13 protein-coding genes are annotated in these 14181 nt (G+C 31.1%); 7 read left to right on the top strand and 6 right to left on the bottom strand.

The genetic code is table 11. The features are described from left to right. Nucleotides 1-413 precede the first annotated feature (413 nt). On the top strand, nucleotides 414-626 hold the full coding sequence (locus tag CD129_RS08995) for a hypothetical protein (RefSeq protein ID WP_107509539.1): 213 nt from the start codon (nucleotides 414-416) through the stop codon (nucleotides 624-626). A 654-nt stretch (nucleotides 627-1280) separates the two neighbouring features. On the opposite strand, the gene CD129_RS08990 is transcribed toward CD129_RS08995, so the two are convergent. Then, nucleotides 1281-1901, bottom strand: coding sequence for an NAD(P)-dependent oxidoreductase (locus tag CD129_RS08990; RefSeq protein WP_107509538.1), 621 nt, complete (start codon nucleotides 1899-1901; stop codon nucleotides 1281-1283). A 386-nt stretch (nucleotides 1902-2287) separates the two neighbouring features. Here CD129_RS08990 and CD129_RS08985 point away from each other — a divergent pair, with 386 nt between their 5' ends. Further along, nucleotides 2288-3325, top strand: a complete 1038-nt coding sequence (locus tag CD129_RS08985; RefSeq protein ID WP_115337007.1) for a family 20 glycosylhydrolase — start codon at nucleotides 2288-2290, stop codon at nucleotides 3323-3325. A 77-nt stretch (nucleotides 3326-3402) separates the two neighbouring features. Here the strand turns inward: CD129_RS08985 and CD129_RS13215 are convergent, their stop codons facing one another. After that, nucleotides 3403-3567, bottom strand: coding sequence for a hypothetical protein (locus CD129_RS13215; protein WP_157946496.1), 165 nt, complete (start codon nucleotides 3565-3567; stop codon nucleotides 3403-3405). A 389-nt stretch (nucleotides 3568-3956) separates the two neighbouring features. Further along, nucleotides 3957-4520 carry a TetR/AcrR family transcriptional regulator gene (locus CD129_RS08980; RefSeq protein ID WP_160149107.1) on the bottom strand — a complete coding sequence of 188 codons (564 nt, stop codon included), beginning with the start codon at nucleotides 4518-4520 and terminating at the stop codon, nucleotides 3957-3959. 164 nt (nucleotides 4521-4684) lie between these two features. Here CD129_RS08980 and pgaC point away from each other — a divergent pair, with 164 nt between their 5' ends. From pgaC to CD129_RS08960, 4 genes are read left to right on the top strand one after another with little or no spacing between them, the layout of a single operon-like run. Continuing rightward, the gene (pgaC, locus tag CD129_RS08975; protein ID WP_115337008.1) at nucleotides 4685-5929 is read left to right on the top strand and encodes a poly-beta-1,6-N-acetyl-D-glucosamine synthase; all 1245 of its coding nucleotides are present in this window, start codon (nucleotides 4685-4687) and stop codon (nucleotides 5927-5929) included. Further along, a complete protein-coding gene (gene icaD / locus CD129_RS08970; protein WP_115337009.1) occupies nucleotides 5881-6198 on the top strand; it encodes an intracellular adhesion protein IcaD in 318 nt (105 codons plus the stop codon). Before pgaC ends, icaD begins: the two co-directional genes overlap by 49 nt. Next, nucleotides 6185-7036, top strand: a complete 852-nt coding sequence (gene icaB / locus CD129_RS08965; RefSeq protein WP_238418552.1) for an intercellular adhesin biosynthesis polysaccharide N-deacetylase — start codon at nucleotides 6185-6187, stop codon at nucleotides 7034-7036. Before icaD ends, icaB begins: the two co-directional genes overlap by 14 nt. Further along, on the top strand, nucleotides 7029-8078 hold the full coding sequence (locus CD129_RS08960) for an acyltransferase family protein (RefSeq protein WP_115337924.1): 1050 nt from the start codon (nucleotides 7029-7031) through the stop codon (nucleotides 8076-8078). The genes icaB and CD129_RS08960 overlap by 8 nt, the downstream gene beginning before the upstream one ends. A 460-nt stretch (nucleotides 8079-8538) precedes the next feature. Here the strand turns inward: CD129_RS08960 and brnQ are convergent, their stop codons facing one another. The 3 genes from brnQ to CD129_RS08945 form a co-directional block, all read right to left on the bottom strand. Continuing rightward, nucleotides 8539-9894, bottom strand: a complete 1356-nt coding sequence (brnQ, locus tag CD129_RS08955; RefSeq protein ID WP_174221859.1) for a branched-chain amino acid transport system II carrier protein — start codon at nucleotides 9892-9894, stop codon at nucleotides 8539-8541. Nucleotides 9895-10002: 108 nt separating this feature from the next. Beyond that, the gene (locus CD129_RS08950; RefSeq protein WP_078357492.1) at nucleotides 10003-11280 is read right to left on the bottom strand and encodes a hydroxymethylglutaryl-CoA reductase, degradative; all 1278 of its coding nucleotides are present in this window, start codon (nucleotides 11278-11280) and stop codon (nucleotides 10003-10005) included. Further along, the gene (locus tag CD129_RS08945) at nucleotides 11280-12437 is read right to left on the bottom strand and encodes a thiolase family protein (RefSeq protein WP_078357491.1); all 1158 of its coding nucleotides are present in this window, start codon (nucleotides 12435-12437) and stop codon (nucleotides 11280-11282) included. Before CD129_RS08945 ends, CD129_RS08950 begins: the two co-directional genes overlap by 1 nt. A gap of 101 nt (nucleotides 12438-12538) precedes the next feature. Here CD129_RS08945 and CD129_RS08940 point away from each other — a divergent pair, with 101 nt between their 5' ends. Next, complete coding sequence (locus CD129_RS08940) at nucleotides 12539-13708, top strand: hydroxymethylglutaryl-CoA synthase (protein ID WP_115337011.1); 1170 nt, start codon at nucleotides 12539-12541, stop codon at nucleotides 13706-13708. The last annotated feature ends 473 nt before the right edge of the window (nucleotides 13709-14181 follow it).

Raw genomic sequence — 14181 nt, 5'->3', positions numbered from 1 at the left:
CATTCTCAATTATAAAATGTTTGAGTATTTTGTCAATGAAAGGTAATAATAAAAAATAATTGCAAGCTATTATATTGAGTATTCTTTTTATATTATGTTTAGTCATATTTGACTAAAATAGAATAAGAAAATCCCACTAGAACTGTTTCATATGAAACATTCTAGTGGGATGGAAGTAAAACATGAAATACAGGACGATAAAATAAATTAGCGATCCAGAAATGAGAAATACAGATTCACCTGACAGAGCTCTCATATTGTCGATATAATTTATTTATTTCTATCTGTTTTTTTGAATTAGAAGCTATATTAAAATGATAATGATGAATAAATAATATTATCGACGTTTATGATGAGAAAATTTTTGAAAAAATTAGAATAGAAAATAGGGTTTTAGATCTAGGAGGATTTTTATGTTTAAGTTATTTTTTATATTTTTAGTTGTGTTTGTCGTTTATTATTTGTTTTTGAAGTTATACATTATGATTTCAAAGTTTTTAAAGAAACAAGAAGGTATTAAAAATAACTATATAGTAAATAATGTATTACTTTCATCAAAGAAAGAAATTGATTTTTTTGACTTTATAATTATTTTTGTGATTACTTATATTGTTATTTATAGATAACCATTACTTGTACACCATGACTTTATGGGATATCTTTTTTTTGAAAAGTTTGTTGTTTTAATAGGAGAGTATAGATTCTTATTTGTTAATTTGGGTTTATTTATTTTTCTTATCTCGATAATAAGGGTAACTATAGCCGGCGAGGTTAGTTACCCTTAAAGTTTTGATATATCTGGTTTAAAGTACATTTTCTAGCATGCTTATGTCATGTTGTAGGTGTCGATTCTTCAAAATCTATGTTAATATTTAATTGAGTCATATATAGTCACCTCTACAATTTTTTCTTCGTCGATTACATTGTAATAAAGTGAGCTATATATGGCTCTTATTTTATTACACAATTATATGGACATATTCAATTATCGACCCGAAAACGGAAAATCCGGACCGATAAATAAAATTACCGGTCCAGAAATGATAAATACGGACCGATAAAAAGAATTAGCGGTCCAGAAACGCAAAATACGGACCGATAAATAAAATTAGCGGTCCAGAAATGAGAAATACGGACCGATAAAAAGAATTAGCGGTCCAGAAACGCAAAATACGGACCGATAAAATAAATTAGCGGTCCAGAAACGCAAAATACAGGCCGATAAAATAAATTATCGACCCGAAAACCCGAAAACGCGATATTCTAATTAAAATCTATGATCAATATGCAATGCCAACGCGTGCTTTAATATATTCATCTGACGATATTTGAGCATAAGCGAAGTCTGCTGTATCTGGTACGGATATTTTCACAGCATTATCTGGTAAATAATTTTGTTCAACGCGGTATTTACCAATCCGTTCTCCGTCTGGTAAATAGGTTGGGCACACAATTGTCCAATCTAGTGAAGATTGATTTAACAGCTCATACACTTTATGGTGCTCAGCTGCAGCGCGTGTAGTTTTTCTTTTTGATTCGTTTGATTGATAGCGTAACAGGTTACTTTCTGTTTTACTTTGTAATATTCCTGCAGTTCCTATTGTGATGATGCGACGGATGCCTTCTTGTTCCATTTCTTCAATAATCATCGGCATAACATCTGTTAATGTTGTTGAACCATCTGTACCTAGCGCGCTTATCACTACTTCATTTCCTTGTATTGCTTCTTCCACATCACGTTTATTTAAGGCATTTCCTTCTATAATATTTAAGTGTTTATGTGTGTGTGCTATTTTTTCTTTATTTCTAACTAATATTGTCACGTCATGTCCGTCGTTAAGTGCATGATCCAATATTTCTTGACCAACTCTTCCTGTTGCACCAAAAATTGATATCTTCATGTTCTTTATCTCCCTTGTCAGTAGTTTCTCATATTCATGTTATTAAAAATCACTTATATATGCTACATAACAAACTTATAAAATATACAAGCTGTAGTTAATCTATGTTTTATATTTTATCGGAAAAACAAATTACTTTATTTAAAAGGTAATATGCTAACGAAAATCGGTTATTTCATACGAATTTCTTCTATTATATATGTTTATTTTAGGATTAGCGGGGAACTTCTATACCAAGAACATTATATTGCATATTTTTGATTATTGTAAAAACATTATACTAGTATTATATTTAGTTTGCTGATTTTTTAAAAATATTTTATTTCATTTATTATATGTTTCATATTCAACGCAGTCTCTACAAACTATAGAAAATAGGTGGCTATATGAAATTTATTTTTGCACTTGTTATAACTTTTTTATTTAGCACTGCTTTTTCATTTAAAGATGTAAGTGCAGAAAGTATTCAAGAAGGTGTTTCGGTAGACATTGCTAGAAAAGAATACTCATTAGAGTCCTTAAAACAAATAGTCGATACTATTCATGAAAATAATGGACAATATCTTCAATTGCATTTTTCTGATGATGAAAATTATGCAATCGAGTCAGATTATTTCTCGCATCAAGGTATTCCAAATGAAAATTATTTAACAAAGGCAGAAATAAAATCACTTATAGCATACAGCAATGAGTTGAATGTAATGGTAGTTCCAGATATTGATTTTCCTTCCCATTCAAAAGCTCTTTTATCATTGATAAAGAATGAGGATAAAGATTTGTATAATCAAATTATTAGTGACTATAGTGATAATACGTTTGATTTTTTCTCAAATGATAAAGCTTTAGCTATAAGTAAGCGACACATAGGTGAAATAACAACATTATTTAATCAACCAAAATATAATGGCCAGCAAAGAATAGTATTAGGTGGAGATGAAGTGCCAGGCGGGGATGCTTACCAAAGTGATTTTATAAGTTATATGAATAACATTGGAAGTTACGCTGCAGGGCAAGGTTATGAGCCTCAAATGTGGAACGATATGATTTCGCATGAAGGGATTAAGTCTTTAAATGATACGTTCTCAATTTTATATTGGAAACAAAATGAAAACAGTAAATCAGATTTAACTGTAGAAGATTTCGCGGAATATGATTTCAAAATATATAATTATAACTTTTATTCATTATACTTTTTACCATCGAATCAATTTACTAATGCAGATATCGAAGAACAAGCTGATTACATAAGTTGGGCATATGCATATAATAAGTTTTTCTACACTAATGAACCTTATCAAGAAGTAGACAGTGACAACGTGAAAGGATCAGCCTTATCATTTTGGGGAGAAGATGCATTGAATATGTCACAAACAGAATTGATTAACCAAGAAATACCGTTAATAAAAGCTTATTTCAGTTCGTGAAATAAGTTGAAATGTATATAAAAAAATAACTACTCCCAAAAATGATGGGAATAGTTATAGTAAAAAATTTTCATAAATTAATCTGATGGGGATTCCAACCTTTCTATAATTTCTTTTATTGTGTCTAATTCTTCTGACAAGTTGTATACATCATCAGAAATTTTTTGATTAATTTCTTGAGACACATATAATAAATCATCACTAATATCTTCGTAATAGTCTTTCCCATGTTTCATGACCATTGTTAAACCTCTTCCTCTACAAATTCTATAATTGTAATACCCGAAAATTATAGACTTCTAACAAAAACTGTAAATAAAAACTTTAAAAATTTTTAAAAAGTTATTTCATCTTTTCTTTTTAAATCAAATTATACATAATTAAAAAGGTTTTGAAAACAAATTTAACCACAAATGTATTTAAATTCATCATTTAAATTATCTTATTTATATAAAATAATCATATATGAGCGGGTTGTTAGTTAGCACTTCATCAGTTAAGAGTAAATATAATGACAAGAGGCTGGGACAAATTAATTTGTCCCAGCCTCTTTACACATCAAATAATCAAAACTTAAGTCATGTGTTTATTTGGTTGTGAATGCGGTAATAAAAAAATGTATTTATTTTTCTTAATTTTGGATACTATTTAGCAACAAATTAGCTTGTTGTTCGAATTCTTTTATAATTTTTTTCGGGGTTGTCGCTGATTGTACGAAGGCTTTTTTATAAAGCCAACCGTTTACAAACATATTAACAAATAACACGAAATCGTCTTGATCTATTTTTAGTTGATTATACGAATGTATTTGTCTTAATTTATCACTAAAGACGACAGCAAATTTATCGTTATATTCTTCTATATCTTTTGTGAAGTTACATGGCGCAAATGATAATTGTAAATAGAATTTCACCATATAATCAGAATCATATATATATCTTCGAAGAAAGGAGAGAAGTTCTTCATGTAAATTATCTGATTGTGTATTAATGTTTTCAATTAAGCTTAGTCCTTTTTTCATACACTTTTCTAAACATATCCCATAAAGGTCGTCTTTACTTTTTATATAGTTATATAAACTTGATTTTTTGACACCTAAATCATTGGCAATATTATTTAGTGATGTTCCATAGTAACCTTTCTCAGAAAAGGTTCTCATACTTATTTGGATAAGTTTCTCAGATGTATTATTCACTGCCATTGCCTCCTTTATTTCATATGGATAACTATACATCAAAATTAGGTAAAAATCATCTGGTATAGCGTTTACATTTCACTCAATAAATTACGCATTGCCTTTTTTAAATAAGATGATATAATTATCTGACAAACTACCGGTCGTTAGTTAGGAGGAAAATTATGGAATTATTATTGATGTTTTTTATTGCTTATCCCATTACTATGTCGATTTTTTGGATAATTGGGACATTAATTTATTATATTTTTATCGAAAGGCGTTTAAAGCGTAAAAATATTAACTACCATCCGTCAGAAGGTATCTCGTTTATTATAGCTTGTTATAACGAGGCCGAGACAATAGCGGACACGATTAAGAATTTAGATGGATTATCTTTTCCACTGAAAGAAATTATCGCCGTTAATGATGGTAGTTCGGATCACACGAAAGAAGAACTGTTAAAGCTAGAAGATGAATATCACATCAAATTCATCAATTTAGAAGAGAATAAAGGAAAAGCAAATGCTTTAAATGTTGCAGCTAAACTTGCGAAATATCCATATTTGATGTGTGTGGATGCAGATACAATTATCGATGACGATGCACCTTATTATATGATTGAAAGTTTAGTCAATGACGCTTCAATCGGTGCAGTGACAGGTAATCCACGTATTCGTAATAAGTCTACATTGTTAGGCAAGATTCAAACGATTGAATATGCAAGTATGATTGGAAGTATTAAAAGAGCACAAACAATAAATGGATATGTTAATACAATATCTGGTGTATTCTCGTTATTTAACAAAAAAGCATTACAGAAAAATGATTTCTGGGATACAGATATGATTACAGAAGATATTGCTGTGTCATGGAAGTTTCATTTATCAGGTTACAAAATTAAATATGAACCAAGAGCGTTATGTTGGATGCTTGTACCGGAGACATTTAATGGACTTTGGAAACAAAGAGTAAGGTGGTCTCAAGGAGGGCACGAAGTTATATTAAGAGATTTTAAAAACATGCTAAAAGTACGTAATGTTTCATTATCGTTACTATTTCTTGAACAAATTCTCTCTGTAGTTTGGGTGTATGGAATAGTTGTCATACTAGCGTACACACTTCTCCAGTTAAACTTCTTGGATTATTATTTTTACGATTATCAATTAAACATTTTTCTACTTTCTGCCTTCTTACTTACATTCGTTAACATTATACAATGTACACTTTCATTAATGATTGATAGTAGGTATGAGCGCAAAAATAATTTGTTTGTTATTTTCTTAAGTTGGTATCCAACATTTTATTGGATAATCAATGCGTTAGTTGTGATTGTTGCTTTTCCAAAAGCACTAAAACGTAAAAAAGGAGAGTTTGCTACATGGACAAGTCCAGACAGAGGGAACTTAAAAGAGTCAAATCAAGATTAAATATTTATAGAGAAACAATCGTATTTATAGCATCAACAATACTTTGGTTATATTGTGTAACAGTTTTATTTGTAATGGTTGGGTCGTTATTACCTTACAATAATCATTTTATCCAAATGGTAAGAGTGATTTTAAATATTGACAAAGGTGATATCTTTACAATCTTTAGCTATTTCATGATAGGGTCAGCAATCATCGTCGTTTATTTAATGTGTACATTTATCTTTAATGTTAAAAGAAAGAGAGTTTTACCTTATGATGAAATGTAAAAGATTTATGATCGTTTTTTTGTTGTGTTTATTTTTGTATCCACATGATGATGTTACTTTTGCTAAAAAGAAATCATTGGGTGGAGAAGAGAATGGCTGTCTAGCATTAAATTATCATAGAGTCAGAGAAGATACATGGATTGATAAATTATTATCCGCTTTCTCAAATAGTAAAGAATTGAAAATTTATAGCGTTACAGATACAGAATTTGAATCACATATTAAGTGGTTGAAAGAACATAAAGCTCACTTTGTCACTTTAGATGAGTTTATAAAATATAAAGAAGATGGCAAATTCCCTAAAAATTGTGTTTGGATCAACTTTGATGACATGGATGAAAGTATATACGACAATGCTTTCCCACTTATGAAAAAATACGATGTACACGCTACAGGATTTGTCATAACAGGTAAAGTAGGGTCTGATGATTTTCACAATATTAGTCTTTCGTCTAAAAAAGAATTGTTAAAAATGAAACGCAGTGGATTGTGGGATTTTGCATCACATACACATAATATGCATTCAATGAAAAAGAAGACATCAACACTTATTAAATCAGCTGAAACAACAGGTATTAAGAAAGATATGAATAAAAGCACACAATATATTAAAGACGAATTAGATGGTAATACACGGGCTATTGCATATCCATATGGTCAAATGAGTGATGAAGTAGTTGATCAACTTAAAGCAGACACTTCAATCAAATATGGGTTTACTTTGAAAGAAAAAGCAGTAGTTGCAGACAATGACAACTATATTATTCCAAGAGTTATGGTAAGTGATGATGCCTTTAACAAACTCGTTAAAAACTGGAAAGGATTTAATCATGAATAAAGGAAGACGCATAGAATTTATATATTTAAGAACATTTCTCTGTTTATTGATCGTGTTAACGCATGTCCTGACAGAATTTAGTAATACAAACGAACCAGATGATAATCAAATCCAAGTACTATATTGGATTAGAATGATATTAATCATCGGGACACCTTCATTTATTATATTATCTCAGCTATTAACAACTTTAAATTATAACGAGAAACTAAAGGCAGGATATTTAAAATCACGCTTAAAATTCATTTTACTACCATATCTTATTATGGGTGCATTTTATAGTTATTCTGAAAGCCTTAAATTAAATAATTCATTTCTAAAACAATTTTTAGAGAATGTTATTCAAGGTAATTGGTATGGTTATTTCATTATTATCATTATTCAGTTCTTCTTATTAAACTGGTTGATTTATCGAATTAACTCTAAAATATTGTATTCAAAATGGAGTCTCATCATAGCATTTATCGTCAACACAGTCTATTTATATAGTCATCAAAATATAGACAGCGTAACGAAATTTGTGGAGACATATTATCCATTTAGTCCCGAAACATTTATAGTTGGTTGGATATTCTACTACTTCTTAGGCTCATATTTAGGGCATAATTACGCTAAAATAAAATACTTTGTAAGTAAAAACATCGCATTAATTATATTTTTAACAATAGCAGCATATTTAACTTTTGAATTAGTAGGAGATCACGATTACTGGATGGTAAGTAGTATGGATTATCGCATTTTACTATATATTAGTTTTGCATTTTTACTACTGATCAATTTCAGTTCGCAATTCGAAACATTTATGTATAACTCAGTCGAGATCCTAAGTATGTATTCATTCTTTATATATTTATTACATCCAATCATACTTGAATATATATTCCAATACACAAGCATATTCCAAGAAAAAACAATTATATTCATACCAGTATCCTTACTCTTTATCGTAGGATGTTGTTTAGGCGTTGGTATATTATTAAAAGAATTCCATGTATTCAAGTTTGTAATGGGAAGACAACCTTATAGTAGGCAAAATTGCTGATAAGGGTAGTGTTAAAAGCAGTACTAAGTAAAATTGCTGATAAGAGGTGCGTTAAAAGCAGCACTAGGCAAAACTGCTGATAAGGGTATCTATAAAAGTAGATTTGATTACAAATTAGAGCTTAAGACATAAATATCCTAGAACTTTAAAAAGAGCAGAAATTCCTTATTAAAATTGAATTTCTGCTCTTATTTTTGTATAAAAATGAATATTTGTACGATTTTGTAAAGTGCTGACGCCTGAGGGAATAGTATGAGTGAGAGACTACAGGCTCGAGCCATACCCTAGGCAAGCATGCACGAACAAAATCGTAAGATTTTATATAAATAGTTATTGGTAATGATTTTGTAAAGTGCTGACGCCCGAGGGAAGAGTATGCGTGAGAGACTACAGGCTCGAGCCATACCCTAGGCAAGCATGCACGAACAAAATCATAAGATTTTATAAAAACAGTTATTAATTATGCTGCTGTATAATGTTCTTTTTTAAGTTTGTATACGATGAACCCTATAATAAAGCCTATTACAGCTGGTAGTACCCAACCCATACCGATAGTGAAGAATGGTAAGCATTTTTCTCCAAATGTAATGACTACATGTGCAAATTTAGTATTCGCAATGAATTCTGGGCTAGCTTTAATACCATCTACAAATGAAGCAATCATTGTGAAATAAGTTGTAAATTGGTAAACGATTGTTGAGTGATTAAATAATGAACTAAATAGTGTTAGCAATATAATTGTAATCGCTAATGGATACAAGAACATCAATACTGGTGTTGAATATTCGATAATTTTTGTTAAACCGACATTAGCAAATACACATGATATAATGCTGACTACTGTCGCGAACATTAAGTAGTTTTGCTTAGGGAATAGGTCTGTAAATGTTTCTGAAAAAGCTGTGATTAAGCCGATTGCTGTCTTTAAACAAGCAACAATAATTATTAATGATAATAGGATTATTCCATAATCACCTAGGTAATATTGAGCAATTTGCGCTAATGCAATACCACCGTTTTCACTAGCTTTGAAATGACCTAAACTCATTGTACCCATAAATGCTAACAAACTGTAAATAACACCCATTAACACGATGCTAATAGTACCTGATTTAAAAGTTTCTTTCGCAATGTGATTTGGATTTGTAACACCAAGCTTTTTAATTGTTGAAACAACAATGATGCCGAAAGCAAGTGCTGCTAATGCATCTAACGTATTGTAACCGTCTATAAATCCTTTTAACAATGCGCTGTTTTCATAATCAGCACTAATTGAAGCACTAGAAATATTACCAATCGGATTAATGAAAGCTAATAAAATAAGCACGCCTAACAATACTAAAAATATCGGGTTTAAAAATTTGCCGATATATTCTAAAATTTTAGATGGTTTCTTCGAGAAGAACCAAGCAACTAAAAAGAATAGAATACTAAATATTGATAAATATAACGTGATAGATGATTTTGAAATGAATGGCGTAAAAGCAATTTCAAATGATGTAGTCGCAAGTCTTGGTAATGCATAAAATGGACCAATGACTAAATAAAGTAAAATTGTAAAAATATAAGCATATTTAGTATTTACTCTTGTTGCTATTTCGAATATGCCATTCGTCTTAGAAATGCCAATTGCAATAATACCTAAGAAAGGCAATCCAATCGCAGTAATTAAGAAACCTAAGTTAGCTGTAAAAACATTTGCACCAGCTGTTTGACCTAAATGTATTGGAAATATTAAATTTCCTGCACCGAAAAATAAGCCAAATAATAATGACCCTATATATAGATTTTCTTTGAAACTTAGTTTGTTTTTCATAATAATGATGTGTTCTCCTAGTCTTTTTTCGCTTCCACTAGCTTATATTTTACAAGAGCGGAAAGTCAATAAGTGCTAAGAAATAAATAGTGTATCTATATACTATCTTTAATTATTTCTCATTTCATAAAGCAATGCTTGAGCGGTTTCTAAATTTGGTTTGTCCATATTTTTAAGCGCTTCAGTTATGAGATTTATTTCGACACCTTTTGCACCGATTTTAATCGCTAAAGATTTGTAGTGTAAGTTCATATGACCATGTTGTATACCTTCAGAAACGAGTGCACGACATGCAGAGAAATTCTGTGCTAAACCGACTGCTGCTACAATATGAGCTAACTCTTGTGCTGATTCAACGTTTAATATGTCTAAAGTAACTTTAGACATCGGTAAGAGATCAATACTACCTCCTATAATACCAAGCGTTAAAGGTAGCTCTATTGTCCCTACAAGACATTGTCCTTCTCTATCATATTTCCAAGTAGTTAAACTTCTATACTGACCATCTTTACTAGCATAAGCATGCGCACCAGCTTCAACGCTTCTTGTATCATTACCTGAAGCAAGTACGACAGAACTTATACCATTCATAACGCCTTTATTGTGTGTTACAGCTCTATATGGGTCGATATGAGCTAATACAGAAGCTCTTTCCATACGATGTGCAACTTCTTCGCCACTCATATTACTTTTTTCTAAATCAGATACAGCGATTTCACCTTGAATGCTTATAACTGAAGTTGTTGAATAATTTGATAAAATACTCATCAATATATCAGTGTCGTCTAATTGTTCTTCTAAATAATGTGCAATACCTTCAAGAATTGTATTGATGATATTAGCACCCATTGCGTCACGAGTATCGATATATACTTTTAATGACAGCATACCTTCTTCTGGAAATTCATCAGTTTCGATTTTTTGATATCCGCCACCTCTTTTTAAAATAGATGGATAGACTTGATCAGCCATTTGGTGTATTTCTTGTTCTAATTCAAGGATGTCTTTAGATAATTGTGTAGTGTCTGTTACATTATCAAATACAATTTGACCTAATTTAATATTGTCGCTTTGAATGATTTTTAGACCACCGGACTTGTTAAATAATTTAGAGCCATAACTTGCTGCAGCTACAACTGAAGGCTCTTCAACCATCATTGGAACAGCATACGATTTACCATTCACAATAATTTCAGGCAATACGCCAACTGGTAAAGTCCCTTGACCGATTACATTTTCGATTAAGTTCTCTAATAATTCTTTATCTATTTCTGAATTGTTTAGTAATATTTGTTCAGATTGTTCTTGAATCCAACCATGTTCTTTTAATTGATTAATTTTTTCTGGTCTGGATAAGTGTCTGAAATCTTTTGTTAAAGGTTTCATTAAAGTCCTGCTCCTTTTTCTATCATTAATGCGATACCTAGGCCACCGCCAATACAAGCAGTCGCTATGCCAGTATGTTTATCTTCTTGCTTCAACGCATGAGTAAGTGTCGTAACAAGTCTAGATCCTGTTGAACCTAGTGGATGTCCTAAAGCAATCGCGCCACCGTATATGTTGAATTTCTCATCTGGTATGTTGAGATTCTTTTTCACAGGAATACTTTGTGCTGAAAAAGCTTCTGTCATCTCAACTAAATCAATATCTTCAATACTTTTTTCAGTTTTGTTTAACAAAGCTTCTACTGCATAAAAAGGTGCGTAACCCATGTATAATGGATCACAACCTATTTCGGCATGTTGTCCTAAAGTAGCTAAAATTGTATAACCATTTTCTTTAGCATATGCTTCGCTCATAAGAATTAAAGCAGAACCGCCATCACTTAAAGCAGATGCGTTACCAGCTGTAACAGAGCCATCTTCTTTGAAAATTGTTTTTAAAGTTGCTAAGTCTTCCATATTGCTTTCAGGTCTAATTAATTCATCAGAAGTCATAGTTTCACCATTTAGATCTTCTAGAGGTACTATCTCTTCGTTAAATTTACCTGCTTTTGTTGCTTTGTCAGATTTCAAATGAGAGTTCATAGCAAATTCATCTTGTTGTGTACGAGTAACTTCGTATTTAGTTGCTATTTCTTCAGCAGTTAAGCCCATAGCTATTTGATGAAACACATCAGTTAAGCCATCATGCATAAAGCTTTTTACTGGTGAATCACCTTTTTTAAGAATAAGGTCTGGTGTATTCGTCATACTTTCAACGCCGCCTACAGCAACAACATTTGCTTCTCCAAGTTGGATCAGTTGTTTACCTAAAATAATAGATTTAAGACCTGAACCGCAAACTTCATTCACAGTCATACCAGGTGTTGAATAAGGTAAACCAGCGTTAACTGCTATTTGACGTGCTGGGTTTTGACCAGTTCCTGCTTGAATGACATTCCCGAAAATAACGTTTTCTATATGATTAGGATCTAGTTGAATTTTGTTAATTGCAGATTTTAATGCAGCAGTCCCTAATTCTACTGCAGAGTAGTTACTCAACTTTCCTCTGAATTTTCCTACAGGTGTTCTTTGAGCACTAACTATTACAACTTTGTTCATGTTTATGTTCTCCTTAAAAAATTTATTTATTAATAATTGTCATTAAATATGTTATTTTGATATGATTTAACTATAAAATAACATATTGAGAGGAAATTATTATGGCAATAGGTATTGATAAATTAGATTTTTACATCCCAAATTTCTATGTTAGCATGGATGATTTGGCAAAAGCTCGTGAAGTAGACCCAAATAAATTCAAGATTGGTATTGGCCAAACAAAAATGGCTGTTAATCCTGTGAGCCAAGATATTATATCAATGGGTATTAATGCAGCTCAAGATATTTTATCTGAGCAAGACAAAAAAGATATCGATATGGTAATCGTAGCTACTGAATCGGGAATTGATCACTCAAAAGCAGCATCTGTTGAAATACACAATCAATTAAATATTCAACCTTTCGCGCGTTGTATAGAAATGAAAGAAGCATGTTACTCTGCTACTGCAGCAATACAACTTGCAAAAGATTTCTTATCCAACAATCCTGGTAAAAAAGTTCTTGTTATCGCATCAGATATTGCACGTTACGGATTAAATTCAGGTGGCGAACCTACACAAGGTGCAGGAGCAGTTGCGTTATTATTAAGTCATAATCCTAGAATTTTAGAATTAAATGACGATAGCGTAGCATATACGAATAATGTATACGATTTTTGGAGACCAACTTCTGAAAAATATCCTGTCGTAGATGGCGCTTTATCTAAAGACGCATATATCGAATCATTTAATACAGTTTGGAATGAATACTCTAAACGTACTGGATATACTGTAAACGACTTTGAATCATTCTGTTTCCACGTACCATTTACTAAAATGGGGGAAAAGGCTTTCAAGACTATTTTAAACGAAAACGTAGAAGATTCAATCAAAAATAGATTAATGGATGCTTACCAAGAATCAGTATTATGGAATAGAGATGTTGGTAACATTTATACAGGATCATTATACTTAAGTTTAATTTCGTTATTACAGAACCACACATTCCAACCAGAAGAGAAAGTATGTCTATTTAGTTATGGTTCAGGAGCAGTAGGAGAAATCTTTAGTGGTTCAATCGTTGAAGGATATGACAAAGCATTAGATAAAGAGAAACACTTAAATATGCTAGAATCTAGAGAGCAATTATCAGTCGAAGAATACGAAACATTCTTTAACAGATTTGATAATCAAGAATTTGATTTCGAACGTGAATTGACACAAGATCCATATTCAAAAGTATACTTATACAGTATAGAAGACCATATCAGAACATATAAGATAGAGAAATAAACTAGTGGCCGATTGTGCTTGATGAGCTTGGGACATAAATCCTAACTCGAAATAAATAAGCATATCACTAAACTGATTTTTTAAAGTTTACAGTGATATGCTTATTTTTTTATCTTACGATTTTGTACGTGCATGCTTGCCTAGGGGTATGGCTCGAGCCATTAGTCTCTCGCACATACTATTCCCTCAGGCGTCAGCACTTACAAAATCGGTTGTAATTTTCATTTTTATACGCATTCTTACTGAGATTATACTAATAAGAGGAATAGTAAAAGCAATTCTAAGTAAAATTGCAGATAAGAGGTACGTTAAAAGCAGTTCTAGGCAAAATTGCAGATAAGAGGTTTGTTAAAAGCAGTTCTCAGTAAAATTGCAGATAAGAGAGTCAAGTCCATAATTTTGTGTAATATCTTTAGATGTAATCAACCATTGGTTTTTCTAGGGTATTAACAAAATATATATGCTTGGTTTTT

The sequence above is a fragment of the Mammaliicoccus fleurettii genome (assembly GCF_003970575.1).
In the GTDB taxonomy this organism is placed as follows: domain Bacteria; phylum Bacillota; class Bacilli; order Staphylococcales; family Staphylococcaceae; genus Mammaliicoccus; species Mammaliicoccus fleurettii.
Note: the sequence above shows the minus strand (reverse complement) of the source record. Positions and strands in the feature narration are given on the sequence as shown.